Origin of the sequence: Streptomyces sp. NBC_00057, from assembly GCF_045041165.1 — a bacterium.
GTDB lineage: Bacteria > Actinomycetota > Actinomycetes > Streptomycetales > Streptomycetaceae > Streptomyces.
This window is the reverse complement of record NZ_CP108256.1, coordinates 4,095,915-4,121,416: the sequence shown is the minus strand read 5'-3', so window position 1 is coordinate 4,121,416 and position 25,502 is coordinate 4,095,915. Positions and strand designations below refer to the sequence as shown.

Annotated in this window: 24 protein-coding genes and 1 pseudogene; 12 read left to right on the top strand and 13 right to left on the bottom strand. The window is 71.6% G+C overall.

The features are described 5' to 3' along the window. Positions 1-59: 59 nt before the first annotated feature. A complete protein-coding gene (locus tag OG953_RS19220; protein WP_405685671.1) occupies positions 60-776 on the bottom strand; it encodes a hypothetical protein in 717 nt (238 codons plus the stop codon). Positions 777-878: 102 nt separating this feature from the next. On the opposite strand from OG953_RS19220, the pseudogene OG953_RS19215 reads away from it, so the two are divergent. Next, positions 879-1,172, top strand: a pseudogene (locus OG953_RS19215) (allophanate hydrolase subunit 2 family protein); the annotation flags it as partial. A gap of 73 nt (positions 1,173-1,245) precedes the next feature. On the opposite strand, the gene OG953_RS19210 reads toward OG953_RS19215, so the two are convergent. Next, positions 1,246-3,531, bottom strand: a complete 2,286-nt coding sequence (locus OG953_RS19210; RefSeq protein WP_405685670.1) for a heavy metal translocating P-type ATPase — start codon at positions 3,529-3,531, stop codon at positions 1,246-1,248. A 256-nt stretch (positions 3,532-3,787) separates the two neighbouring features. Between OG953_RS19210 and OG953_RS19205 the strand changes: the two genes are divergently transcribed. Next, positions 3,788-4,477 (top strand): copper homeostasis protein CutC, encoded by a 690-nt coding sequence (locus OG953_RS19205; protein ID WP_405685669.1) that lies wholly within the window; start codon positions 3,788-3,790, stop codon positions 4,475-4,477. A gap of 270 nt (positions 4,478-4,747) precedes the next feature. On the opposite strand, the gene OG953_RS19200 is transcribed toward OG953_RS19205, so the two are convergent. Then, entirely contained in the window at positions 4,748-6,820 is a 2,073-nt protein-coding gene (locus OG953_RS19200) for a HelD family protein (protein ID WP_405685668.1), read from the bottom strand. Between the two features lie 360 nt (positions 6,821-7,180). On the opposite strand from OG953_RS19200, the gene OG953_RS19195 reads away from it, so the two are divergent. The 3 genes from OG953_RS19195 (at position 7,181) to OG953_RS19185 (ending at position 8,261) form a co-directional block, all read left to right on the top strand. Next, entirely contained in the window at positions 7,181-7,384 is a 204-nt protein-coding gene (locus OG953_RS19195; protein ID WP_405685667.1) for a hypothetical protein, read from the top strand. 72 nt (positions 7,385-7,456) lie between these two features. Continuing rightward, positions 7,457-7,864, top strand: a complete 408-nt coding sequence (locus tag OG953_RS19190) for a hypothetical protein (RefSeq protein WP_405685665.1) — start codon at positions 7,457-7,459, stop codon at positions 7,862-7,864. Between the two features lie 7 nt (positions 7,865-7,871). Further along, positions 7,872-8,261: a hypothetical protein gene (locus OG953_RS19185; protein WP_405685664.1), complete on the top strand. Its 390-nt coding sequence runs from the start codon at positions 7,872-7,874 to the stop codon at positions 8,259-8,261. Between the two features lie 27 nt (positions 8,262-8,288). Here OG953_RS19185 and OG953_RS19180 read toward each other — a convergent pair whose 3' ends face one another. Next, positions 8,289-9,932, bottom strand: coding sequence for a DNA repair helicase XPB (locus OG953_RS19180; RefSeq protein WP_405685663.1), 1,644 nt, complete (start codon positions 9,930-9,932; stop codon positions 8,289-8,291). 225 nt (positions 9,933-10,157) lie between these two features. After that, positions 10,158-12,617, bottom strand: a complete 2,460-nt coding sequence (locus tag OG953_RS19175; protein WP_405685661.1) for a helicase-associated domain-containing protein — start codon at positions 12,615-12,617, stop codon at positions 10,158-10,160. Between the two features lie 75 nt (positions 12,618-12,692). On the opposite strand from OG953_RS19175, the gene OG953_RS19170 reads away from it, so the two are divergent. From OG953_RS19170 to OG953_RS19160, 3 genes are all read left to right on the top strand, one after another. Next, entirely contained in the window at positions 12,693-13,757 is a 1,065-nt protein-coding gene (locus tag OG953_RS19170; protein ID WP_405685659.1) for a hypothetical protein, read from the top strand. Positions 13,758-13,848: 91 nt separating this feature from the next. After that, entirely contained in the window at positions 13,849-14,133 is a 285-nt protein-coding gene (locus OG953_RS19165) for a hypothetical protein (protein ID WP_405685657.1), read from the top strand. After that, the gene (locus OG953_RS19160; RefSeq protein WP_405685655.1) at positions 14,115-14,528 is read left to right on the top strand and encodes a DNA-binding protein; all 414 of its coding nucleotides are present in this window, start codon (positions 14,115-14,117) and stop codon (positions 14,526-14,528) included. Before OG953_RS19165 ends, OG953_RS19160 begins: the two co-directional genes overlap by 19 nt. A 224-nt stretch (positions 14,529-14,752) precedes the next feature. Here the strand turns inward: OG953_RS19160 and OG953_RS19155 are convergent, their stop codons facing one another. From OG953_RS19155 to OG953_RS19140, 4 genes are all read right to left on the bottom strand, one after another. Continuing rightward, complete coding sequence (locus OG953_RS19155; protein WP_405685654.1) at positions 14,753-15,724, bottom strand: ABC transporter substrate-binding protein; 972 nt, start codon at positions 15,722-15,724, stop codon at positions 14,753-14,755. A 228-nt stretch (positions 15,725-15,952) separates the two neighbouring features. Next, the gene (locus OG953_RS19150) at positions 15,953-16,807 is read right to left on the bottom strand and encodes an ABC transporter ATP-binding protein (protein WP_405685653.1); all 855 of its coding nucleotides are present in this window, start codon (positions 16,805-16,807) and stop codon (positions 15,953-15,955) included. Continuing rightward, positions 16,804-17,883, bottom strand: a complete 1,080-nt coding sequence (locus OG953_RS19145; RefSeq protein ID WP_405685651.1) for a FecCD family ABC transporter permease — start codon at positions 17,881-17,883, stop codon at positions 16,804-16,806. The genes OG953_RS19150 and OG953_RS19145 overlap by 4 nt, the downstream gene beginning before the upstream one ends. Next, positions 17,880-18,890 carry a FecCD family ABC transporter permease gene (locus tag OG953_RS19140; protein ID WP_405685650.1) on the bottom strand — a complete coding sequence of 337 codons (1,011 nt, stop codon included), beginning with the start codon at positions 18,888-18,890 and terminating at the stop codon, positions 17,880-17,882. Before OG953_RS19140 ends, OG953_RS19145 begins: the two co-directional genes overlap by 4 nt. A gap of 109 nt (positions 18,891-18,999) precedes the next feature. On the opposite strand from OG953_RS19140, the gene OG953_RS19135 reads away from it, so the two are divergent. The 3 genes from OG953_RS19135 (at position 19,000) to OG953_RS19125 (ending at position 22,459) form a co-directional block, all read left to right on the top strand. Further along, on the top strand, positions 19,000-19,623 hold the full coding sequence (locus tag OG953_RS19135) for an HAD family hydrolase (RefSeq protein ID WP_405685649.1): 624 nt from the start codon (positions 19,000-19,002) through the stop codon (positions 19,621-19,623). A 198-nt stretch (positions 19,624-19,821) separates the two neighbouring features. Then, positions 19,822-21,792 carry a transglycosylase domain-containing protein gene (locus OG953_RS19130; RefSeq protein ID WP_405685648.1) on the top strand — a complete coding sequence of 657 codons (1,971 nt, stop codon included), beginning with the start codon at positions 19,822-19,824 and terminating at the stop codon, positions 21,790-21,792. A gap of 478 nt (positions 21,793-22,270) precedes the next feature. After that, complete coding sequence (locus OG953_RS19125) at positions 22,271-22,459, top strand: DUF397 domain-containing protein (RefSeq protein WP_405685647.1); 189 nt, start codon at positions 22,271-22,273, stop codon at positions 22,457-22,459. An 87-nt stretch (positions 22,460-22,546) separates the two neighbouring features. Here the strand turns inward: OG953_RS19125 and OG953_RS19120 are convergent, their stop codons facing one another. Both OG953_RS19120 and OG953_RS19115 read right to left on the bottom strand, forming a co-directional pair. Next, a complete protein-coding gene (locus tag OG953_RS19120) occupies positions 22,547-23,146 on the bottom strand; it encodes a DUF6177 family protein (protein ID WP_405685645.1) in 600 nt (199 codons plus the stop codon). Then, positions 23,065-23,289, bottom strand: a complete 225-nt coding sequence (locus OG953_RS19115; protein WP_405685644.1) for a hypothetical protein — start codon at positions 23,287-23,289, stop codon at positions 23,065-23,067. Before OG953_RS19115 ends, OG953_RS19120 begins: the two co-directional genes overlap by 82 nt. 210 nt (positions 23,290-23,499) lie before the next feature. On the opposite strand from OG953_RS19115, the gene OG953_RS19110 reads away from it, so the two are divergent. Beyond that, positions 23,500-23,883, top strand: a complete 384-nt coding sequence (locus tag OG953_RS19110) for a cold-shock protein (RefSeq protein WP_072485776.1) — start codon at positions 23,500-23,502, stop codon at positions 23,881-23,883. 29 nt (positions 23,884-23,912) lie between these two features. On the opposite strand, the gene OG953_RS19105 is transcribed toward OG953_RS19110, so the two are convergent. Then, complete coding sequence (locus OG953_RS19105) at positions 23,913-24,779, bottom strand: 1,4-dihydroxy-6-naphthoate synthase (RefSeq protein ID WP_405685643.1); 867 nt, start codon at positions 24,777-24,779, stop codon at positions 23,913-23,915. After that, positions 24,760-25,482 carry a futalosine hydrolase gene (locus tag OG953_RS19100; RefSeq protein WP_405685641.1) on the bottom strand — a complete coding sequence of 241 codons (723 nt, stop codon included), beginning with the start codon at positions 25,480-25,482 and terminating at the stop codon, positions 24,760-24,762. Before OG953_RS19100 ends, OG953_RS19105 begins: the two co-directional genes overlap by 20 nt. Between the last annotated feature and the right edge of the window lie 20 nt (positions 25,483-25,502).

The window sequence follows — 25,502 nt, the reverse complement described above, 5'->3', positions numbered from 1 at the left end:
CCCAGTGCTCTCCCGCTGCCTTTCCGCCGCCGACTTCCGGCCACCGCCCCACCGCACTCTCAGCGGCTGAGCAGCTCCAGCTCGGTCAGCAGGTTCTGCCGCGCCCGCGGCTCCCACCGGGTGACCCCGTGCGGCGTACGGAACAGTCGCGGCAGCCCGAGCAACTGACGCAGCACCGCCGCCCGCCCCTCCCGGAACGCGTCGTCGGGCACGAAGCCGTACTCCTCGCGCACCTGCGCCGCGTAGGCCGCGTACTCCCTCGGGGTCGCCGCCAGGATCGCCAGATCCGCGTCGCACAGCACCTCGCCGTTGGCGTCGCCGTCCGCCGGATCGTGGGTGACGGTGAGACGTACGAGACGGGCGACCTCGGCTGTGAGGTCGTCCGGCACGCCGGCCTCCGGCAGGGCGCGTTCGGCGAGGGCCGCGCTGCGTTCCTCGTTCTCGGACCGGTCGGGCCGGTAGACCGCATCGTGGAACCAGGCGGCGAGGCGTACGGCATCCGCGTCGGCCGCGTACCCGGCGAGCGTGTCGATGTGATCGAGCACCGCGGCCAGGTGCGCGGTGGTGTGGTACCGCCGCTGGGGCTCGGCCCAGCGTGCCAGCAGATTGTCGGCGTACGGCTGCGGATCGGGGGCGGGCGCACCGCCCCGGACGGCGACGAGGGCCGCCTGCCAGCGGCCACGGAGGGAGCCGTTGGCATCGTCCCCCGCATCGTGAACGCAGCCCGCCTCGTAGGCGGCCCCGGCGGCACTGCTTTCGCGCGAGCTGTCGGTCATGGGACGACCCTAGCTCGGGATCGGACGGTCTCGGGGGGCTCCGTGACATGCCTGTGCGGTCGGCCCTGCCGACCACGTCGGCCGCCTTGCCCGGTCCCCTGCCGTCATGCCTGGTTCACGGACGCGGCGTTGCGGACGCTCGCCACCGCCGCGTACAGGGTGTCGCCGCACAGCAACCGCATCGGGCTGCGGACGGAGGGGCCCGCGCCGGAACGTGCGCGGGAGGGGGAGCTGCCGAGCGAGGGCATGGTGCTGGGGGCCATCCAGATACCGCCGGACGGGCGGCCGGTGGTGTTCCTCAACGACCATCCGACGACGGGGGGATACCCGGTGGTGGGGGTGGTGCCGGAGGCCGCGCTGGCGGGGGCGCGGGTGCGGTTCGTGGTGGTGGGGTAGGGGGCTTCCCGAACCGGGGGCTCCGCCCCCGGACCCCCCGCTCCTCGGTCGCCGGAGGGGCCAGTGCGCGGCCCTACGCCGCCCCCGCCCTGAACCCCCGCAGCCGCAGCGAGTTGCCGACCACGAAGACCGACGAGAACGCCATTGCCGCGCCCGCGATCATCGGGTTGAGCAGCCCGGCCGCGGCGAGCGGCAGTGCGGCCACGTTGTAGGCGAAGGCCCAGAACAGGTTCGTACGGATGGTGCCCAGCGTCTTGCGGGAGAGCCGGATGGCGTCCGCCGCGGACCGCAGGTCCCCGCGCACCAGCGTCAGGTCACCGGCCTCGATCGCGGCGTCCGTGCCCGTACCCATCGCCAGGCCCAGGTCGGCCTGGGCGAGGGCGGCCGCGTCGTTGACACCGTCACCGACCATGGCGACCGAACGGCCCTCGGCCTGGAGGTCCTTGACGACGTCGACCTTGTCCTCCGGCATGACCTCCGCGTACACCTTCTCGATCCCGACCTCGGCCGCGACCGCCTCGGCCACCGCCCGGTTGTCGCCGGTGAGCAGGATCGGGGTCAGACCGAGGGCACGCAGCCGCTCGACGGCCTCCGCGCTGGTGTCCTTCACCGCGTCGGCGACTTCGAGGACCGCCCGTGCCTCGCCGTCCCAGGCGACCGCGATGGCCGTCCGTCCGGCGGCCTCCGCCGCGGCCTTCTGCCGGGCCAGCTCCACCGGCAGGTGGATCTCCCACTCGGCGAGCAGCTGCTCACGGCCGACGAGGACGGCGTGGCCCTCGACGACGCCCTGGACGCCGAGGCCCGCGACGTTGGCGAAGTCCTCGGGGGTGGGCAGGGCGGCACCGGTGCGTTCGGCGGCACCGGCGGCGACGGCCTGGGCTATGGGGTGCTCGGAGGAGTGCTCCAGGGCGCCCGCGAGCCGCAGCACATCGCTCTCGTCCGTACCGTCCGCCGTGTGCACGTCCAGCAGGGTCATCCGCCCGGTGGTGACCGTGCCGGTCTTGTCGAGGACGATCGTGTCGACGCGGCGCGTGGTCTCCAGGACCTCCGGGCCCTTGATCAGGATGCCGAGCTGGGCGCCGCGCCCCGTGCCGACCATGAGGGCGGTGGGAGTGGCGAGGCCCAGGGCGCAGGGGCAGGCGATGATCAGTACGGCGACGGCGGCGGTGAACGCGGCGGTCAGGCCGGCGCCGTTGCCGAGCCAGAAACCGAGCGTGCCGAGCGCGAGGGCGATGACGACCGGGACGAAGACGGCGGAGATCCGGTCCGCGAGGCGCTGGGCGGCCGCCTTGCCGTTCTGCGCGTCCTCGACGAGCTTCGCCATCCGGGCCAGCTGGGTGTCGGCGCCGATCCGGGTGGCTTCGACGACGAGCCGGCCGCCCGCGTTGAGCGTGGCCCCGGTGACCTGGTCGCCGACGCCGACCTCCACGGGTACGGATTCGCCGGTGAGCATCGACGCGTCCACGGCCGATGCGCCTTCCACGACGGTGCCGTCGGTGGCGATCTTCTCGCCGGGGCGGACCAGGAACCGGTCCCCGACCTGCAGATCGGCGGTCGGCACGGTCACCTCATGGCCGCCGCGCAGCACGGTCACCTCCTTCGCCCCGAGTTCGAGCAGCGCCTTGAGAGCCGCGCCCGCCTTCCGCTTGGAGCGGGCCTCGAAGTAGCGCCCGGCCAGGATGAAGGCCGTGACTCCGGCCGCGGCCTCCAGATAGATGTTCCCGGCGCCGTCGCTGCGGCCGATGGTCAGCTCGAACGGGTGGGTCATGCCGACCATGCCCGCCGTGCCGAAGAACAGCGCCCACACCGACCACAGGAACGCGGCCGAGGTGCCGACCGAGATCAGGGTGTCCATCGTCGCCGCGCCGTGCTTGGCGTTGGTCCAGGCGGCGCGGTGGAAGGGCCAGGCGGCGTATGTGACGACGGGGGCCGTCAGGGTCAGCGAGAGCCACTGCCAGTAGTCGAACTGGAGGGCCGGGACCATCGACATGGCGATCACCGGCACGGCGAGCACGACGGCGGTGAGCAGCCGCTGCCGCAGGGGCCGCAGCTCGTCGGCCTCCGCGGCCCCGGGGGTGTCGTCCTCGGTACGCACCGGGGGAGCGGGCTCGTGCGCGGTGTAGCCGGTCTTCTCGACGGTGGCGATCAGGTCCTGTACGGAGATGTCCTCGCCCCGGTAGCTGACCTTGGCCTTCTCGGTGGCGTAATTGACGGTGGCCTCGACGCCGTCCATCCGGTTGAGCTTCTTCTCGATACGGGCCGCGCAGGAGGCGCAGGTCATGCCGCCGATCGCGAGCTCGACCTCTGCGGTGGCGCCGACGGCTGTTTTGGTGCCGGTTGTGGCGGTGTGCGCGGACACGATGTCCTCCCTGACGGAGAAGTTGATACCCCTAGGGGGTATACGTTGCTGGTTCAGGTATACCCCCCGCCCCTATAAAGCGCAAGGGTGATCCACCGTCGGGGCCCGCAGATGTGCGCGTCCGGTCGCCCGCTGTGCGTCTGGCCTCGCGTATCTTCACGTCACATTGAGCTGCGTCCTCGGCCGGGCGCCCCGTAGGCTGGTCATTGGACTAGACCTATTGGCCTATTGCTGCTTCCTGGAGGATGGGGATCCCATGAGCAACCGTGCAGTCCTGGAGGTGATCGCTCTCGACGCGGAGGACGCGGTCGCTGCCCAGGCGGGTGGTGCGGACCGGCTCGAGCTGGTCACCGACATGGCGGCGGACGGCCTGACCCCGTCCTGTGCGACCTTCGCGGAGATCCGGGCGGCGGTGGACATTCCGCTGCGGGTGATGCTCAGGCTGGCGGACGGCTTCGCGGCCGGCGACATCGATGTGCTCGTGGCCGGGGCGCACGAGCTGCGGGCGGAGGGCGCCGAGGAATTCGTTCTGGGCTTCCTGGACGCCGAGGGCCGCCCGGACCTGGTCGCCGTCGAACGCCTCGTCGCCGAGCTGGACGGCTGCCGCTGGACCTTCCACCGCGCGATCGACCGGGCAGCCGACCGGGACGCCCTGCGCAAGCAGCTGGCGGACATGCCGGGCCTGGACACGTACCTCACCGCGGGTTCGCCGAAGGGCGTCGACGACGGCATCCCGACGCTGCTGGTCGAGGCGGCGCGCAAGGGGGAGCCCGGCTACGAGCCGCAGATCCTGGTGGGCGGCGGGCTCCGCCTGGACCACCTGCCGGAGCTGCTGTCCGCAGGCATCGACGCCGTACACATCGGCGGCGCCGCGCGCCCGCACGGCTGGTCGGGGCCGGTGGACGCGGCGGCCGTACGCGAGTGGCGGGCGGTGCTCGACGCGTAGCGGGGGCGGGGCTCGAGGTGGCCCCGGGCCAAGGGTTCGGGTTCACCCGGCTGAACGGTCCGTCCTCAAGCGCCGGACGGGCCGGTGGTTGCCGGACGGGCTTGATTCTGCCCGGCGGAAATCCAGCCTCGCCGACGTTCGAGGCGCGGGGCCCGGGCCGGAGCCCCGGTTTCGGGAAGAGTGGGGTCTCCCCTGCCCGAACGAAGTGGAGAGCTTGGGGATGGGTAGCAGAACACGCCCGCCGCAGGCGCCCCACCCGCGCCCCCGCCCCTACAACAACTCGTCCGGCATCCCCGCCGCATGCACCACCGTCAGCCCCGACACCGCACGCGTCAGCGCCACATACAGCCGCCGCAGCCCCGTGCGCTCGTCCGGCTCGCCGTCCACCACCGCGGCCGGCTCGTCCAGTACCACGTAGTCGTACTCCAGGCCCTTCGCCAGCGACGCCGGGACCAGGGTCAGCCGGGACTCGGCGGTCGTCTCCTCACCGGGGGAGAGATACGCGTGGCCCGCAGCGGCCAGCGCATCGGCCAGCGCCGGAATCCGCGCATCGGCCGCGATCAGCCCGATCGACCCCTCCTGCTTCAACGACTCCTCGCACGCCGTCAGCACCGCCGCGTCCAGCTCCGCCGGATCGCCCACCTCCCGTACCTCCAGCGAACCCGGCGACTCACGCACCGACTCCACCGCCGCAAGGCCCGGCGAGATCACCGGCAGCAACCGTGAGGCGTACGCGATCACCTCGCGCGGCACACGGAAGCCCGCCGTCAGCTCCTCCACCACCGCGTCCGACTTGCCCAGGTGGTGCAGCGCCTGCGCCCAGCTCTCCGTCGACCACGGCGTCGTGCCCTGCGCGAGGTCACCGAGAACCGTCGCCGAACCCGTCGTGCAGCGGCGGCCCACCGCCCGGTACTGCATGGGGGACAGGTCCTGCGCCTCGTCGAGCACGACATGGCCGAGCGAGTGCGTACGCGCCACCAGGTCGTTCGCCTCGTCGATCAGCACCGCGTCCGCCGCCGACCACTTCGCGGACTTCGCGCTCCGGGCCGGCTTCGTCCACAGGATGGTCTTCTGCTCGTCCTCGGTGAGCAGCCCCTCCGCGTGCGCGGCCAGGAACTCCGCGTCGATGAGCAGCCGCAGCACCAGCTTGGCCGGTTCGACGGCCGGCCAGATCGCCTTCACGGCCGCCTTCACGGCGGGGTTACGGGCCACCGCGTTCTGCACCCGGTCGTCGGGCGCCTCGCCGGCCTCCTCCATCCGGACCAGGACGGAGTGCGCGATGCGCTGCGGAAGCGCCTCATGGGCGGCCCCGTACCGCATGTCGCGGGCCAGCAGCTCGGTGACGATCTCCTCCAGCTCGTACGCCGGCACCCGCCAGCGGCGCGAACCGCGCACCACCATCACCGGCTCCGTCGGCAGCGTCACATGTGAACGGATCGCCCGCCGCAGCACCTCCGCCATCCTGGCGTCGCCCTTGACGACGGCGGCTGCCGCCGAGTCCGTACCGCGCACCTCGATGTCCGCCGTCACCAGATCGTCGACGGTCGCCTGCTTCACCTCCAGCTCACCGAGGGCCGGGAGCACCTGCTCGATGTAGTGGAGGAAGGAACGGTTCGGCCCGATGACCAGCGTGCCGGTACGGGCCAGGCGCTCCCGGTGGGCGTAGAGGAGGTATGCGACACGGTGCAGGCCGACGGCCGTCTTACCGGTGCCGGGCCCTCCCTGCACACAGACCGTCCCGCCGAGACCGCTACGGACGATCTCGTCCTGCTCCGGCTGGATCGTCGCGACGATGTCACGCATCGGACCGACACGCGGCCGCTCGATCTCCGCCTGGAGGAGCTTGCTGGTCTGCACGGCCTCGGTGGGGTCGCTGAGGTGCTCGTCCTCGTACGCGGTCAGCTCACCGCCGGTGTAGCCGAAGCGGCGGCGCTGGCCGACGTCCTGGGGATCCTTCTTGGAGGCCCGGTAGAACGGCTGCGAGACGGGGGCACGCCAGTCGATGACCATCGGGTCGCCGTCGGCGTCATGGACGTGGCGGCGCCCGATGTAGAACTGCTCGCCCTCGGAACCCTCCGCCCGCTCGGCACCGACCGGGTGCAGATAGTCCAGGCGGCCGAAGAAGAGCGGGGTGTGGGCGAGATCGGCGAGGGACTTGATGCGCTCGTCGATCTTGGCCTGCAGGACGGCCGCGTTGACCCAGTTCGCGGTGACATCGCGGATGTCGAGGGCCTGGGCGTCCTCGCGCATGGCGCGCAACGCGGAGCGGGACGCGGCGAGATGGGCGCGTTCACGAGCCAGGGGATCGGTGGTGGTGTCGCTTTCGTGTTCGTGCGCGGGCACGGTGTTGCCTCCGGCTTTTCAACGCAGGACGGCGGACCGCACCTCGCCCCGGTTACGGCTCGGGGGCGATGCGGTCCGCTCGGGGATCGATCACGGGGTACGCACGCAGGTGTACGTACGGCTGTCGGCCGGTTTCCGTCCGGTCGGCGGCGCTCCCCCGGCTGCCGGCGATGGCCGGTACCACGGTGCGGGAGGCGGGCAGACCGGCGATTGTATCGACCGTCCTCGTCACCGTCGAACGGTTTTGATGCCGGGTCCAACCCGTAGGGGACGCCGTGCGACCGGAGGCCTACGCGCACCGCTTCAGGGTTCCGTCCGCCGGTCGATGCCTTCACGGGCCGGGGCGCAGGACCATGGAGCATGAGCACCGTCTCCTTGAACCGACGCAGGACCGGCCCCGCGCACGGCGCGACCGCGGCCACCGGTCACCCGTACACCCATCGCGTCGGCGACGCCCTGCGTGCCGTCAAGGTCTACGCCCGCACCGCGTTCGGCGTGCTCGTCCTCGGCGAATACGCGGAAGAGGCGGGCGTCCACCGAGGCGTCCACCGCCGCGAGCACTGAGTACGCGGAACCTCCCCGGTGTGAGTATCCGACCGGAGGCGGACCGGCCCTGCCCCGCGATTGGGTAGCGGCATGGAGAACAGCCACGTCCACGTGATGCGTCCCGCCCCCGCCGGTCCCGTTGCCACACGTCCCGTTGCCGCTGCGCACAGCCCGAACGCCTGGGTCGCGCCCACCATTGCCACGGCACTGTCCGGCTTTCTGACCTGCATCGGCATGTTCGCCATCGGCTTCGCGGTGATGGCCACGGACAGCTGCGGCCCCGACAACTGCTCGTCGGACATCATGGTTCCGCTGAGCCTCATGGGCTACGGGCTGTACGCGACCCCGTTCATCACGCCCCTCGCCCTGATCGCCGCCTGGGTGCTGCCGTGGCGTCCCCGCTGGGCCACCGCCCGCCGCCTGGCGGCCGCCGTCGCGGTGCTGCCCGGTCTGACGGCGGTGGGCGGTCTGGTCCTGCTCCTGACGCTCGGCGGCTGACCCCGTGATGACCCTGCGACGCGAGACACCGCGGCCTGCGCCGCCCGAGCCCGCGGACCCCCTGCGACTCGACGGCTGGATCGCCCCCGCCATCGTCACCGTGGCCGCGGTGATCCTCTCCTACGCCGCCCTGATGATCGTCCTCTTCGCCCTCATGGGCCCCGGCAGCTGCGACGCGCACGGTGCCTGCTCCTGGGGCACCAGGGCCACCCGGAACATCATGTGGACAGCCGCCCGAGCGATTCCGTACGTGACACCTCTGGGCCTGTTCGTCACGTGGGTTCTGCCATGGCGCTCGCGCTGGACCGCGGCCCGTCGACGGGCCGCGGCCTTCGCGCTGCTGCCGCACGCGTTGATCGTGGCGGACCTGCTGCCGCTGCTGATCTTCAGTGACTGACCGGCGTACGCGGGTCGGTCGCCGGCCTCAGTTGTCGGTCAGCAGCTCGTCCGCGTCCACGATCCGGTACGCGTACCCCTGCTCGGCCAGGAACCGCTGGCGGTGCGCCGCGAAGTCCTGGTCGATCGTGTCGCGGGCGACCACCGAGTAGAACCGCGCCTCGTGCCCGTCGGCCTTCGGCCGCAGCACCCGGCCGAGCCGCTGCGCCTCCTCCTGCCGCGAGCCGAACGTTCCCGACACCTGAATGGCGACGGTCGCCTCCGGCAGGTCGATGGAGAAGTTCGCGACCTTCGACACCACGAGGACGCTGAGCTCGCCCTCGCGGAACGCGTCGAAGAGCTTCTCGCGCTGGGCGTTGCTCGTCTCGCCCTTGATCACCGGGGCGTTCAGATGCTCACCCAGCTCGTCGAGCTGGTCGATGTACTGCCCGATGACAAGGGTCTGATCGCCCCGGTGCTTGCGTACCAGCGCCTCCGTCACCTTCCGCTTCGTCGCGGTCGTCGCACAGAACCGGTACTTCTCCTCGGTCTCCGCGGTCGCGTACGCGAGCCGCTCCGAGTCCGTCAGATTGACCCGCACCTCGACACAGTCGGCGGGCGCGATGTAGCCCTGCGCCTCGATCTCCTTCCACGGGGCGTCGAACCGCTTGGGCCCGATCAGCGAGAAGACGTCCGACTCGCGGCCGTCCTCACGCACCAGCGTCGCGGTGAGGCCGAGGCGGCGCCGGGCCTGCAGGTCGGCGGTGAACTTGAAGACGGGCGCGGGCAGCAGATGCACCTCGTCGTAGATCACCAGACCCCAGTCGCGGGAGTCGAACAGCTCCAGGTGCGGGTAGACGCCCTTGCGGCGGGTCGTCAGCACCTGGTAGGTGGCGATGGTGACCGGCCGGATCTCCTTGCGCGTACCGCTGTACTCGCCGATCTCGTCCTCGGTCAGCGAGGTCCGCTTCACCAGCTCGTGCTTCCACTGCCGGGCCGAGACGGTGTTCGTCACCAGGATCAGCGTGGTCGCCTTGGCCTGGGCCATCGCACCGGCCCCGACCAGCGTCTTCCCCGCCCCGCAGGGCAGCACGACGACACCCGAGCCGCCGTGCCAGAACCCCTCGACAGCCTGCTTCTGGTACGGCCGCAGCGCCCAGCCGTCCTCCGCCAGCTCGATGGGGTGCGCCTCGCCGTCCACGTAACCCGCGAGGTCCTCGGCCGGCCAGCCCAGCTTCAGCAGCGTCTGCTTGATCTGCCCGCGCTCCGAGGGGTGCACGGCCACCGTGTCCGGGTCGATCCGTGCACCGACCAGCGGCTGGACCTTCTTCGACCGGAGGATCTCCTCCAGCACGGGCCGGTCGGTGGAGGTCAGTACCAGACCGTGGACCGGGTGCTTGGAGAGCGTGAGGCGGCCGTACCTGGCCATCGTCTCGGCGATGTCGACGAGCAGCGCGTGCGGAACGGGATAGCGCGAGTACTGCACGAGCGCGTCGACGACCTGCTCGGCGTCGTGCCCGGCGGCGCGCGCGTTCCACAGCCCGAGCGGAGTCAGCCGGTAGGTGTGGATGTGCTCGGGCGCCCGCTCCAGCTCGGCGAAGGGCGCGATCGCCCGACGGCAGGCGTCGGCCTGATCGTGGTCGACTTCCAGGAGGAGCGTCTTATCGCTTTGGACGATGAGGGGTCCGGTCACGCGCTTCGGCCCTTTCTGCTGCGGGAACGGCCGGGAACGGCCAAACGTCCAGTGTGCCGCATGCGGGGGCCGAGGGGCGGTGTGCTGCTCCGCACAGGGACGTGTGCGGTCCAGGGACGACCGATGCTGCTGCCGGGGCGACGGCTCCGGAACGATCGGGCCGGCCGGACGACCGGAGCTCGGTGGCCGCTGTCGCCGCCGCGCCCGGCTTGAGCGGTTCGAGCCTCAGGACGTGGCGTCGTCGGCCAGTTCGGCGACACCGGTGATGCGGTGCAGCGGGTACGTGCGGACCTCGTCCGCCGTGTGGTCGTACGCCGTGACGAACCCGCCCTCGACCCGGACCGGGGCGATGACGCGCTGGCTGGCCGCGCCGTCCGCGTTGACGTAGCCGATCCAGAGCGCCGAGCCGGTCATCGCGGCGGCCTGGACGGTGGCGAGGGTCTCGGCGGACGTCGTACGGGGCAGGGAGCCGGACGGGGCGGCGGGAGCGTCGGCCGGGTCCTTGCGGACCACCGTGGCGGCCGTGTCCCCGGCGCGGATCGCCCTTACCGCCGCACCGAGCAGGGTGGTGTCCGGGACCGGAGGGCCCTCGGGCACGGGGACGGGGGCTGTGCGGGGCGGGGTGCGGCGGGCGCCCGCGCGGGTGATCAGGACATCGCCCTCGGCGGACTCGGCGGCCGGCGCGTACCCCATCTCGCGCAGCCCTTCGAGCAGGGACGCCGGGTCGACCTGGGCGGCCAGGGCCGTCGGTGCGAGGCGGCGCAGGCGCAGGGTGGCCGAGCGCCTGTCGGCGAGGATCTCGTTCAGCACGGCCTCGTCGTCGCAGCGCACGTACGAGGAGGCGGCGCCGATCCGCAGATGGCCGTGGCGTCGGGCGACGTCGTCGATGAGGTAGCTGAGCGGCTGCGGCACCGGCGTACGGCTGTGGGCGGCGAGGAACGCGTGCAGATCGGCCGCGGACTGTCCGGCGTCCAGGGCGCGGCGTACGGACCCGGGGGTGAACCGGTAGACCGTCGCGCCGCCCTTCGACTCGATGTCCGCGAGGGCGGAGAGCATGTCCGCCAGGGGGCGCTCCAACGGGCCGGGGGCGACGGCCGTCAGGTCGGCCTGGAGCAGGACGTGGTCCAGCGGCTCCGGGATGAGGGGCGCGAGCAGCGCGGCGGCCTCGGCCGGCCCGGAGCCGAGCAGGGCGCGGGTGTGCGCGGCGAGCGCGCCGCGGCCGGTGATGCCGAGGAGCTCGGACTCGTTGAGCGTCCACAGGGCGATCCGGGACCGCAGGTCGGTGGTGTCCCCGGCGGAGGCGGAGGCACCGCGCAGGGGGCGTTCCCAGCGCAGCCGGGCGAGCACCGTCTCCGGGTCGGGAGCGGTGCCCGGTTGCAGGGCGGCGAGGAGGGCCAGGACCCGGTGGCGCACCTCGGGGGCGGCGGAGCGGTCGAGGTCGGGTCCGAGGGCGGACAGGGCCCGGCCCTTGGCGTCCTGGCCGCCGACCAGGCCCGGGGTGCGGGTGGCGGCGAGCCAGGCGGTGGCGAGGTGCACCCAGCGGTCCTGGGCGGGGAGCTCGGCCCAGTCGTCGTACGCGGGCGTCGGCGCGTACCGTTCGTCGGCCTCTCCGTCGGAGGCCAGCAGCCCGGCCGCGTAGGCGAGTTCGACCCAGAACGCGGCGACGGGCTCGGAGACGTCGAGGGTGCTGGCGGTCTTCTTCAGCTCGCGCACACTGAGCCCGCCGGCGCGCAGTATCGCGGGGCCGCCGCTGTTCCAGCTCTTCAGCAGCTCCTCGACGGTGGTCACCGCCAGGAACGCCTGGCCGGCCGCGGCACTGTCCACAGCCTGGGGATCACGGTTCGCGACCGCCTCCACGGAGGGCGGCTGCGGTTCCGGCACGCGGTGGGCGCGCCCGGCCCGCAGATGCAGGGCGGCCTCGCGGGGCAGCACCACGGTGCGGGTCGACACGGGCAGCAGCAGCCCGCGGTCGCGCAGCCATTTCACGGGCGGGGTGGGGTTCGGGGTCACTTCCCCGTACGGCGGCCCCCACACCAGCCGGTCCAGTACGGACAGGGCTTCGGCGGGGGCGGTGTCCAGCAACTCGCCCATCCTGGCCCGGTCGGTGAAGAGCGCGGACAGGGATGTCACGGCGGAGACCGGGTCATGGGTGGCGGGCAGTCCGGCGGTCGCCAGGATGTCCTGGAGGCGGCCCGGCGACATTCCGGCGGTCGCCTCCGCGACGGTCGGGCCCAGACCGGTCGGGGAGGGGTGCTGCGGGGACGGCGCGAGGAGTTCGCGAGCGGTGCGCACCAGCCGCAGCCGGTCGTCCTCGCCCCAGACGAGGGCCTGTTCGCGCAGGGTGGTCAGGGCGGCGGGCAGCGCGTCCCCGATCGCCGCGTCCGCGTCGCCGCGGTGCTCGCCGTCGTCCCGGCCGTCGCCGGTGAGGAGGCCGAGCAGCGTCTCGTACGGGGCGGGGTCGGGGGCCACGGCGAGCGCCTCGGCGGTCTGCAGAGCGAACCGGTCGAGGTGTTCCAGGGCGCGTACGACGGAGGCGCGCGTGCCGGCTCTCGTCGCGAGCTGAGTGATGTCGCTGGGTACGGGGGTGAGGAGATCGGGGCGGGCACGCAGCAGCCCCGCCAACGACTCGTCGTCCCGGGCGCGGAGAGCTTCGGCGAGCGTCCGCGGTGGTGTGGTCATCCCCATCCGTCCCACGGTAGTCGCTCCGGACGGGCCCGAGGGCGCTACCGTCGGTGCAGGGCGCCAGAGGGGAACCATCGCGTGGGGATCGAGAGCGACCAGCTCGTCTACGACTATCTGAGCCGGGTCGGGGACCTTGCACAGCAGCAACAGCTGTCCTCGGGCACCCGGATGAGGCTCGTTTCGACCCTCCGGGGCGAGATCGACCGGCAGCGCGGAACGCAGTCCGCGGACACCCCGGCGGCGGTCCGCCGCATCATCGGGAGGCTCGGCGCACCGGACGAACTGGTCGCCGCTGCCGCCGCGTCGGCGGACGGGACGGTGGAGCTGCCCCAGCGGCCGGAACCTGCCGCGGAGGAGGGGCGCGGCGTCCCCCGTCCGCGCAAGGGGATGCTCCGGAAAGACAGTTCCGGCAAGGGCGCGTCGCAGGCGCGGGCACAGGCGCCGGACGGGGAAGCGGAGGGCTCGGCGGACTCCGCGGCTCCGGAAGCGGCGGCGGGTCGGGTGCCTTCGCCGCCGCACATGGCCGGTACGGACGAACTGGGGCCGTCCGGGAGCGAGCCCGACTGGTGGCGGATCGAGCCGGAGCCGTTCGGCGACGGGGTCGATGTGCCGGGGTTCGTCGGTGGCGTCGAGATCCCGGACATGATGAAGCCGCCGCCGGCCCGGGACGCCGTTCCGCGCCCGCGCACGGGCGACCCGGCGGACGACGGTCCGGCCGAGGATGTCGCTGCCGACGAGGCCGCGCCGCGACGACGACGGCTCCCGGCCCTCCGCCGCGGCGCCCCGCGCGAGTCGGGGGCCCGGGGTTTCTCCCACCCCTTTTTGCTGCTCGCCGCCGTGCTGCTGGTCGTGGGCGCCGTGATGGGCTCCTGGCTGGCCCTGGCGGGTGGCTGGCTGCTCGCGTACAGCTCGCGCAAGTTGTCCCGCGCGGAGGCGAAATGGGCCGCGATGGGGCTTCCTGGTGTGGTCGTGACGGGTGCACTCGTCTGGCTCTGGGGCCGGACGGAGGGCCGCTGGGGCGAGCCGATCCCGCAGGACGGGATGGCGGAGGCGCTGAGCGGGGTGTGGCCGGTGGTGGTGCGCACGGCAGCGGTGGCGTCGGCGGTGTTCCTGGTGTGGCGGGCGCGGAAGAGGGAGGGGTAGCCGGGGTGGGGCGCCGCGGCGAGCGCCTCGGCCCTCCCAGGGCGCCACGCATGAAAGCCTTCGTTTCCTACTCGTTTGATACGATGGGCTCATGTCCGAGACGACGTACAGCATCGGTGAGGGGCCGGCTACGCGGGTCAGTCTCTCGCTGCCCGAAGGGACCGCCGAAGCGATTCGTGCCCGGGCCGGGAAGCGGGAGTTCTCCGCGTTCATTGCCGCGGCCGTCGAGCGGGAGCTCCGGGGGCAAGTGCTCGACGAGTACCTGGCGGACTACGAGAGTCGTAAGGGCCCGGTCTCCGAGCAGGCGCGGCAGCGGGCACGGCAGGTCTTCGACGAGGTCTTCGACGAGGAGGGCCAGTGGCCCGCCGCAAGCTGATCCACGAAGGGACACTCGTCCTCGACAGCGAGGGGCTCTCCAAGCTGCTCAGTGATGACGAGGCGGTGGTGGCCCTGGTCGCGGAGGCTCGGTCCAGGGGGATGGAGGTGGCCATCTCTGCGCTCACCATCATCGAAGCCGTGCACGCCCGCACCAACAAGGCCCGGTTGGCCTGGGTACTGTCCGGTCTGCGCACCGTCCCGGTGGGCGACGAAGAGGCGAAGGCAGCCTCGACACTGTTGATGGCGGCTGGGCTGCACGGCCATAAGTACGCCATCGACGCCGCCGTGGCCGAGGCGGCTCTGCGGCAGCAACGCCCCGTCGTCATGCTGACGTCCGACGTTGAGGACATGAGCAAACTGTGCGGCGAGCGGGTGCGCCTCGTCGCGGTGTGAGCGGCCCTCGACGTCGCCCCGTCCCGGTTCGGCAGACGGATCCTTTCGCTCCGTTTCCCTCGGTGCTCAATGACAGCCCTGGGGACGACAGGTACGCGGTCTCGTTCACGGATCTGGAGCACCGGCGCCGGGCCGCTGCAGCACGGTTTGAGGTCACGCTGCGGGGACTTGGTTACCGCTGAGCGATGCTCCTGATGGTCCCCGCTCCTTATGGGCCCCGCGCCCTACTTCGTCAGATCCGTCTGGAACTCGTCGAGGATCTGGTCCGCGGCCGTGTACCCGATGCCCGCGATCCACAGGCGGTCGTCGACCTTGAAGACCTTGTCGTCCTTGGACGCCGTCAGCCCCTTCCACAGGCCGCTGTTCATCGTCCTGGTCGTTCCCGCCTTGTCCGGGTCGCCGTACGTCGACGTGAAGATGACGTCCGCGTCCGCGAGGTCGATCTTCTCGGGGGACACGTCGTACGAGAAGCCGTCCTTGGCCTTGTCGGTGATCGCGGGGCGGCCCACGCCGAGGTCGGCGAGGATCGAGCCGATGTAGTTCTGCTTGCCGTAGATGCGGATGTCGGCGCCCTCGACGAAGCGGACGAAGTTGACGTCCGTGGCGGCTGCCTTCTTCTTGCCGCCGATCGCCTCGGTCACGTCCGCGACATGGGCGTCGTACTCGGCGACGACCTTCTTCGCCTCGGCCTGCTTGCCGAGCGCCTCCGCGTGCGTCTGGAAGTTCTCCTTCCAGGCGGTCCCGGTGGACTCGGTCATCACGGTGGGGGCGATCGCACTGAGCTGCTCGTAACGGTCACCGTCACGGACCTTGCTGGTGAGGATGAGGTCCGGCTTCAGCGAGGCGACGGTCTCCAGGTTGGGGTTGGCGATCTCGCCGACCTCCTTGATGCCCTTCGTCCGGCTCTCGGGCAGGTAGGAGGGGAAGCCGTCCTCCGTCGCCGAGTGCGTCGCGCCGACGGGCTGCACGCCGAGGGTGAGTGCGGAGTCCAGCTCACCGGTGTCGAGGACCACGACGCGCTGCGGGTTCACGGGGACCTTGACGTCGCCCATGGCCGTCTTCATGGTGTGGGTCTTGCCGGAGCCGTTGTTGTTGCCGCTGTCGGAGTCCGAGGAGCCACAGGCGGAGAGCGCGAGGGCGCCGGCCAGGGTGAGGGCGCCGAGGGTGAGTCCGCGGCGGCGGGTGAGGGTGGTCATGGTGTGTGCCCTTCGTCGGGGTCGGGGTGGTTGGTCACGGGTGTGTCGGCGGCCGGCCGCTGCGGGTCACCGGGGCGCCAGGGGCGATGGGGCCCTGGGCCCCGTGGGAGCTCCACCGTTCGAACGAGGCGGAGGAGCCGGGAGTCCGGGGAAGGAGCGTGGACCGCAGCGCCGGGCAACCGTCGTGGCGGGCGCCCACCCGGGCCTGCCGGAAACCGGGGAGCGGGTTCACGACGCCGACGTGGCCTGCCAGGGAGCCCCTGGCACCACGAGCGGCGAACCCGTCACCGGGCACGGGACGACCACCGCGTCCAGGCCGAAGACCTCGCGCACGAGACCGGCCGTGACGATGTCGTTCGGGTGGCCCTCGGCGACGATCCGGCCCGCCTTCATGGCGACCAGATGGTCCGCGTAGCGGGCGGCCTGGTTGAGGTCGTGGAGCACGGTGACGACGGTCCGGCCGCGGGTGCCGTCCGCCGCCGGGGCGGTGAGTCGGCGCACCAGGTCCAGGACCTCCACCTGGTGCGCGATGTCGAGGTACGTGGTCGGCTCGTCGAGCAGCAGCAGATCGGTCTCCTGGGCGAGCGCCATCGCGATCCAGACACGCTGGCGCTGCCCGCCGGACAGCTCGTCCACCGACCGGTCGCCGAGCGCGGTGATGTCCGTACGCTCCATCGCGTCCGTGACCGCCCGCTCGTCCTCCTGCGACCACTGCTGCCACCAGTGCTGATGCGGCTGCCGGCCACGGGCGACGAGGTCACAGACGGTGATCGCCTCGGGGGCCACCGGGGTCTGCGGCAGCAGCCCGATCGACTGGGCGATCTTCCGCGTGGGGATCTTCGACAGCTCGGTGCCGTCGAGGAGCACGGCCCCGCCGCGCGGCTTGAGGAGCCGGCCGAGCGCGCGCAGCGTGGTCGACTTGCCGCAGGCGTTCGGGCCGACGATGACGGTGACCTGTCCGTCGGGAACGGCGAGGTCCAGCTCGTGGACGACGGTGCGGTCCTCGTACGCGAGAGTCAGCTCCCGCACCGTGAGCCGGCTGGTCGCGGTCGTCGGGGCGTCGGACGTACGGGTCGAGCTCATGCGGTACCTCCACTACGGCCGCGACCGCCGCCGTGACCGCGGATGATCAGCCAGATCAGATACGGGGCGCCGACCGCCGCCGTCAGAACGCCCACCGGCAGCTCGGTGGGCGAGAAGAGCCTGCGCGCCAGCAGATCCGCGAAGACGACGATCACCGCACCGAGCAGCGCCGAGCAGAACAGCGGGATCTGCGCGGTACGGGTCATCCGGCGGGCGATCTGCGGGGCGAGCAGCGCCACGAAGTCGACCGGACCGGCCGTCCCGGTCGCCACGGACGCCAGGACCACACCGAGTGCGACGAGCCCCAGCCGTACCCGTCCGAGACGCACCCCGAGGGCCGTCGCGGTGTCGTCGTCCATCGAGACGGTGCGCTGGGCGCGGGCGGCCCACAGGACGGCCGGCAGCAGGATCAGCAGCGTCCAGCCGATCGGCGCGGCCTCGGACCAGCCGCGGCCGTTGAGCGAGCCGGTCATCCAGACCTGCGCCTGCTGGGCGACCAGGTAGTCACCCTTCGTCAGGAACAGTGTGGTGACCGACTTCAGCGCGATGGCGAAGCCGATGCCGATGAGGACGAAGCGGGTGGCGTGCAGCCCGCCGCGCCAGGCGAAGACGTAGACGAGCGCCGCCGCGGCCACCCCGCCCAAGACGGACAGGTACGGCAGCACGGTGTACGAGGTGACGCCGAAGGTCATCGCGCCGACCGTGAGCGCGCTCGCCCCCTGGCTGATACCGATGATGTCGGGGCTGGCCAGCGGATTGCGGGCGACGGTCTGGATCAGCGCACCGGCGATCCCGAACGCCGCACCGACCAGCAGCCCCACGACCATCCGCGGCAGCCGCAGCGTGCCGACGACCAACTCGTCGGGGGACGGCTGCCCGAGGATCACCTTCACGACCTCGCCGGGCGCGACGAAGCTCTCACCGACGCAGAGGTACGCGACACAGACGGCGGCCAGCAGGACGACGAGGACGGCGGCGACGACGGCTGCCCGCCGGTGCAGCAGGAACCGGCCCCGCGCCCCGATCCGTACGACGTGGTACCCGGCGGGCCGCACACGGGCGGTGGTGTCGCTCATGCGGGCACCGCCTTCCGGCGTACCAGCGTGACCAGGAACGGGACGCCGATCAGCGCCGTCATCACGCCCGCCGGGACCTCGCTCGGCGGGAAGAGGATGCGGCCGATGACATCGGAGACGAGCAGCATGACGGGCCCGATCAGCGCCGCCATCGGCAGCACCCAGCGGTGGTCGCTGCCGACGATCGCGCGGGCGATGTGCGGGACGGCGAGTCCGATGAACGCGATCGGGCCGGCCGCCGCGACGCCGACACCGGTCAGCACGGTGGCCCCGATGCCGCCGACGATCCGTACCGTCGCGACCTTCTGCCCGAGCCCCTTCGCCACGTCCTCGCCGAGCGCCAGTGCATCGAGCCCGCGGGCGACGGACAGCACGAGCACGGTCCCGACCAGCATGAACGGCCAGATCTGCTGGGCCACATCGGCCTCGCGCCCGGCGATGGAGCCGACCTGCCAGAAGCGGAACTCGTCCAGCGTGGACGCCTTGGTCGTCAGCACCGCCATCGTCACCGACACCAGCAGCGCGTTGATCGCGGCGCCGCCGAGGGCGAGTTTCACGGGGGTGGCGCCCCCGCGTCCGCTGGAGGCGATGGCGTACACGGCGACGGAGGCGATCGCCGCGCCCGCGAACGCGAACCACACGTACCCCGTCAGGGTGTGGATCCCGGCGTACGCGATGGCCAGCACCACGCCCACCGAGGCGCCCTGGCTGATGCCGAGGATGCCGGGGTCGGCGATGGGGTTACGGGTGATGCCCTGGAGCACCGTGCCCGCGAGGCCCAGTGCCGCGCCGACCATCAGCCCGATCAGGGTGCGCGGCACCCGCATGTTCCGGATGACTTCGGCGGCGTCGGAGTGCCCGCCGTGCAGCAGGGCGTCGATCACCTGGGACGGGGGTATGGAGCGGGCCCCTACGGCGAGGCTGAGAAGTATCGCCACCAGCAGCGCCGCGACGGCCGCCGCCGTCGCGAGTGCGCGTCTGGAACGGCGTGGTGCGGCGGCTGGCATCGGACCCAATCGAAAGCGGAAGTAAAGTTAGGCTTGGCTAAGTCTAAGCATCGCTGTTCCGGGGCCCGAGGCCCGTACCGGGACCGCCGCCGTGCGCGGCCCCGTGACAATGGATTCCATGCCTTCGCACCCACTGACGGTCGGCTTCGACCTCGACATGACGCTCATCGACTCCCGGCCCGGCATCAAGGCCGCCTACCTGGCGCTTTCCGCCGAGACGGGGACGTCGATCGACGCGGATCTGGTGGTGAGCAGGCTCGGTCCGCCGGTCGACGACGAGTTGCGGAACTGGTTTCCGGCCGATGCGGTGGCCGCCACCGCCGACCGCTACCGGGAGATCTATCCCACACACGCCATCGTCCCGAGCCTCGCGCTGCCGGGTGCCCGGGAATCGGTCGCCGCGATCCGCGAACGGGGCGGCCGGGCGATAGTCGTCACCGCAAAGCACCTGCCGAACGCCGAGCTGCACCTGGCGCACCTCGGGATCGAGCCGGATGCGGTGATCGGCGGTCTGTGGGCGGAGGCCAAGGGGGAGGCGCTGCGCGAGCACGGGGCGGGTGTGTACGTGGGCGACCACACCGGCGACGTCCGGGGCGCCCGCACGGCCGGGGCGCTCTCGGTGGCGGTCACCACGGGCCCGTGCGACGCGGAGGAGCTCCGGGCGGCGGGCGCGGACGTCGTCCTGTCGTCGCTGACGGAGTTCCCGTCCTGGCTGGACGGGTACGCGGCGTAGGGCCTTCGGAGGGTGCGGATTCACTGAGCGCCGGCCGACAAGTGGGGTGTCGCGGACCGTTTCCCCGGAAAGGTCGTCCGGTGCGAGTTCGCCACCCGTGTCGGACGGGGCTCCGAGACAACCTGATCGCGATCCGGAACATCTCCTCTCACAAGCCCGCACCACACCGGTGCGGGACGGTGAACGAGGAGCCGGAGCATGGCCCGACGCCCCATCCGCCCCATCCGCCCGATCCGCCTTCGCGGGCTCCGTGTCGACTACCCCCGCCGGGGGAGAAGCAACTGGCGCCGCTGGGTCCCTTCGTGGCGGCAGGTGCTGAGCGGGATCCTGCTCGGATTCGGTGCGCTGGCCGGGCTGTTCGCCGTGGTGTACGCGTCCGTCGACATCCCGGACGAGAACGACGAGGCGCGCAGGCAGGGCACCGTCTACTACTGGGCGGACGGCAGCCAGATGGTGAGCGTGGGCGCGGTCAATCGGCAGAACGTCACGCTCGCCGGCATACCCGATTCGGTGGAGCACGCGGTCATCGCCGCGGAGAACGAGACCTTCTACTCCGACTCGGGGGTGTCGGCGAAGGGGATCGCCCGCGCGGCCGTCAGCATGGTCAAAGGCGGTGAGACCCAGGGCGGCTCCACCATCACCCAGCAGTACGTGAAGAACACCTATCTCAGCCAGGAGCAGTCGGCCACCCGGAAGTTCAAGGAGTTCTTCATCTCGCTGAAGCTGAGCAACAAGCAGAGCAAGGAGGAGATCCTCCAGGGATATCTGAACACGAGCTGGTTCGGCCGCGGCGCCTACGGCATCCAGGCAGCGGCGTACGCGTACTACGGAATCCCCGCGAAGGACCTCGACCCCAGCCAGGCGGCGCTGCTCGCGTCCCTGCTCAAGGGGGCGGAGCAGTACGACCCCGCAGGCGGCAAAGGCAACCACGAACGAGCCGTCGACCGCTGGGAGTGGGTTCTCGACCGGCAGGTGGAGATCGGCACGATGACGAAGGCCGAGCGGGCCGCGTACCAGAAGTTCCCCGAGCCGAGGCCGACCGCCAAGCCGACCAGCCTCGGCGGCCAGACCGGCTATCTCGTCGACATCGCCAACAAGTACATCAAGAGGCGCTCGGGCCTCACCGACAAGGACCTCGCCCGGGGCGGCTACCGGGTGCACACCACCTTCGTCAAGGCCAAGGTGCAGCAGCTGGAGCGGGCCGTGCGGGGCGTGCGCAAGCGCGACCTCGACCCCAAGAAGCGCCCCGAGGACAGGTACGTCGAGGTCGGCGCCGCATCCGTGCGGCCCGACGACGGGGCCGTGGTCGCGGTGTACGGCGGAGCCGACGCGATCACCCACTTCGCCAACAACGCCGACACCGCGGGCGTCCCCGTCGGCTCGGCCTTCAAGCCCTTCGTGCTGGCAGCGGCCCTTCAGCACGGCGACGGGATCACCCTGGACAGCGGCTACGACAGTGGGGGGCGCCTGATCAAGGACGGCCCGTACGCGGCGCACCCCGCCCCGTCGGGTGCCGGTCCCGGCCAGGCGATGGTCACGGCGCCGACGCCCCTGCGCGATGCGCTGATCAAGTCGTCCAACGCCACCTTCACGCTGCTCGGCAAGGACATCGGGCTGAAGAAGGTGAAGGAACTGGCGGTATCGGCCGGGCTGCACAAGGAGAGCCTGGCCCGCCTGGACAAGTCCTTTCCCCTCGGCACGTCCACACCGAGCGCGGTCAGGATGGCGGACGCGTACACCGCCTTCAGTAACGACGGCATGAGGGCCGATCCCTACTCAGTGACCAAGGTGATCCGGGACGGCGAGGTGGTCGAGGGCTTCGGGAAGCCCGAGCCGCGGCGCGTGATGGACGCCTCGGTGGCGAACGATGTGAACAACACCCTGGGGTTGGTGGCCTGGACGCGGCTGGGCCGGGACGGGAAGTTTGCCGCGTTCGCCAAGTCCAGGGCTGCCGACGACCTCTCGGCGGGCGCGACCGGCGAGGACGACCGGATGAAGTCGGCCTGGTTCATCGGCCACAGCAAGGGGCTGACCACGGCCGTCACGATGTTCCGCAGCAAGCCGGGCACCCCTCAACTGCTGGGAATGCAGGGCGTGGGCGGACCCGATTCGGAGCGCGGCAATGTCTTCCCGCTCCGGATCTGGAGCGCCTACGCCACGAGGACGTAGGCCAACCCCCGTACGCGATCTGCAGTCGGTTGATCGCGTGGTGTGGCCAACGAGATGCCGGGGCGCTTCCGGCACAGGAGGATGGTCCCGTCCGCAGGAACCACCCCGAAAGTGGAGTGCGATGGTCAGGGGAAACCCACTGCGAGCCGGTCTGGAACTTCCAGGCGATAGCGTCGGTCACCTTCCGGTGATCCCGCCACCGGCTGCCCGCCGACGTAAGCGCTGGGCGTCCCTTGCGAGGCGCCCCGCGCGTCGGCCGGGCCCGTTCCCCGTGTCGATTCCAGATCACTGAGAGCCGTACGACGGAGCATCGTCCGTCTTCGCCGCGCACCCACCCGGAGCAGTTTCCCGCCCTGCCCCGGCGGGCCACTGTGCATGGGGTACGCGCCCCAGCTCTCTGCGTAGAGGGTGACGAGGTAGAGCCCCCGCCCTCGCTCGGCGAGCACAGTCTGATCGCCGACCAGTGAAGGAACCGGATATGCACCAGCACTCATGGCAGAGGTCCTCGTACTGCGGACAGGGTGAATCCTGCCTGCACGTCGCCGCGAGCAACAGCACGGTCGAACTCACCGAGAGCAGCGACCCCACCGGGGCGATACTGCGCACCACGCCCGGCGCGTGGGCCGCCCTCGTACGGGTCGTCAAGGAGAGTCACTGCCAGGACTGATCCCTGCATCCGGCGGTTCCGGTCCGTGGGCGAAGGCCGTGTGTGGTCCCCGTCGAGGTTGTCGACCTCCCGGCGGGTGCTTTCTCGTCAAAGTCTGCCGGTCAGGTCAGGCCCCAGGCCGTCCTCGTACGCGTCCGGCGTTGCGAGCCCTTCGGGTGTGGCTGCTCCGAAGTACGTCGGCTCGCCGGGCTCGGGAGGTGCGCCGAGCAGGGTGCCGAGTTCCGGGGGCGGCTCGTGGTGGGCCGGGGTGGTCAGATCTGCGCGTGCGGTGCGTAGTTGGCTGATCATCGTGGCGAGGTTGTGGCCGGTGGCCAGGGACTCGGCCAGGTCGGGCAATGCGTCCACCGGTTTTCCGTTCCCTGCTGCTGTCTCGCGGGACGGTGATCGGACAGCCGACAGGACATCCCGCGGCGTTTGCGGCAGGGAAGAGGTCTGTGAGTGTCCGGACGGAGGAGTCCAGCGGATCGGAGACCCAACCCGTCCTCGGCCCCGAGCGCGCCCGGTTCCGTCCTCGACCGCCGGGCGGGCCCAGAAGCCCCGTCCCGCAGCAAGATAAAGCCCGTCCGGCGACTGAGGACAAAGCGGCCCGCCGGACGACCCCGGCGCTACCGCTTCGGTGACCCCGCCCGCACCGACCGCACCACGCCCGCCGCGGCGATCAGGAACCCCACCCCCATCAGCATGCACAGCGACCACGCGATGGGCGGAAGCGGATGGGTTCCGAGGAACAGCGGGGCCATCGTGGCCAGCGTGGCCAGTGCGCCGATGAAGAAGACGATCGCGCCGATCCGGACGAGCCGGTCACCTGCGCCAGAAGGAGTAGTGCTCACCCCGCCAGGGTAGTTCCCGACACGGACGACCCGCCCCGCGGCAGGCAGCGCGCAGAAGCATGCACCGTTTCTGGACAGCAGTCCGGATGACCAGGCTTGACGAGGGGTACTTCACCTGGGGAGGCTGCTGCCAGCAGGGGAGCACCACCACTGGATAGCCTGACCTGCTGAGGCTTGTTCCGGCATACGGGTTGAGATGGGGTGCGTGCTTTGCCGACTGGCAAGGTCAAATGGTTCAACAGCGAGAAGGGCTTCGGCTTCCTCTCCCGCGACGACGGCGGTGACGTCTTCGTGCACTCCTCGGTGCTTCCCGACGGGGTCGACGCACTCAAGCCCGGCCAGCGCGTCGAATTCGGCGTCGTCGCAGGTCAGCGGGGAGACCAGGCGCTCTCGGTGGCGATCCTGGACCCGACCCCGTCCGTCGCGGCCGCACAGCGCCGCAAGCCGGACGAGCTCGCGTCCATCGTGCAGGACCTGACCACCCTGCTGGAGAACATCACACCGATGCTGGAGCGCGGCCGCTACCCCGACAAGGCGGCCGGCAAGAAGATCGGCGGCCTGCTGCGCGCGGTCGCCGACCAGCTCGACGTCTGACTTCCGGACTCCCGGACCCCCGGCGGATCTCAGACGAACGACAGCGCATCCGGGCCGAGGGGCGGTACCAGCCCCTCGGCCGCGGCGCGGGTCAGCAGTCCGCGGATCGCCGCGTAGCCGTCCTCGCCGAGGTCGGCGGTGAACTCGTTGACGTACAGCCCGATGTGCTGGTCCGCCACGGCCGGGTCCATCTCCTGTGCGTGCTCCAGCACGTAGGGGCGTGACGCCTGAGGGTCGTCCCAGGCCATCCGTACCGAGGTGCGCACCGACTCGGCGAGCAGCTTCAGCGTGTCAGCGCCCAGCGACCGCTTGGCGATGATCGCGCCGAGCGGGATCGGCAGCCCGGTCGTCTCCTCCCAGTGCCGGCCCATGTCCGCGAGGTTGTGCAGCCCGTAGTTCCGGTACGTGAAACGGGCCTCGTGGATGACGAGACCGGCGTCCACCTTCCCGTCGCGCACGGCGGGCATGATCTCGTCGAACGGCATGACGACGATCTCGCCGACCCCGCCCGGTACCACTTCCGCCGCCCAGAGCCGGAACAGCAGATAGGCCGTGGAGCGCTCGCTCGGCACGGCGACGGTCTTTCCCGTCAGATCCGTGCCCGCCTCCTTCGTGAGGACGAGCGGTCCGCAGCCCCGCCCCAGTGCTCCGCCGCACGGCAGCAGCGCGTACTCGTCGAGCACCCAGGGCAGCACCGCGTACGAAACCTTGAGCACGTCGAGTTCGCCGCGCTCGGCCATTTTGTTGGTGATGTCGATGTCGGCGAAGGTGACATCGAGGGCGGGCGCGCCGGGGACCCTTCCGTGCGCCCAGGCGTCGAAGACGAAGGTGTCGTTCGGGCACGGAGAGAAAGCGATGTTCAACGGATTCGACGGGCTACGAGTCGTGTCGTTCATGGTGGGTCCAACCTTCCAGTGCGGGGACGATCTTCCCGAACGCCCCGGTGAGCGCGGCCAGCGCGTCGCCGATGCGCCAGGCGTCCCGGTCGCGCGGGCCGACGGCGTTCGAGACCGCCCTCAGTTCCAGCACCGGTACGCCCGTCCGCTCGGCGGCCTCGGCGACACCGAAGCCCTCCATGGCCTCGGCGGCAGCCCGAGGGTGCGTGGCCAGCAGGGCGGCGGCGCGCTCGGCGCTGCCGGTCACGGTGGAGACGGTGAGGATCTCGCCGGTGAGCGCGCCGGTGGCGGCGGCCACGTCCCGTACCAGCGACCAGGGCGGGAGGTACCGGTCACGGCCGAAGCCGAGTGCGGTGACGGGCACAAAGCCCTCGGGAGTCTCCGCGCCCAGATCCGCGGCGACGATTCTCCTCGCGACGACGAGCGAGCCGACCGGGGCGAGGGGCGCGAATCCGCCACCGATCCCGGCCGAGACGACGAGGTCGTACGGCCCGGAGGCAAGGCCGAAGGCCGTCGCGGCGGCCGCGGCGGCCGGTCCGGCGCCGCCCGCGAGGACATCGACGACGCCGCAGCCGCCGGGGGCTTCCACGCGGTGGAGCCGAGCGCCCGGCACCTCGCGCACGGCCACCTCGGACACATCCCCGAACGCACGCGTGACCGCGTCCCGTTCTGCTGGGACAGCGGTCACGACGAGCACACGCACGGGGCGGATCCTCCGAGGTC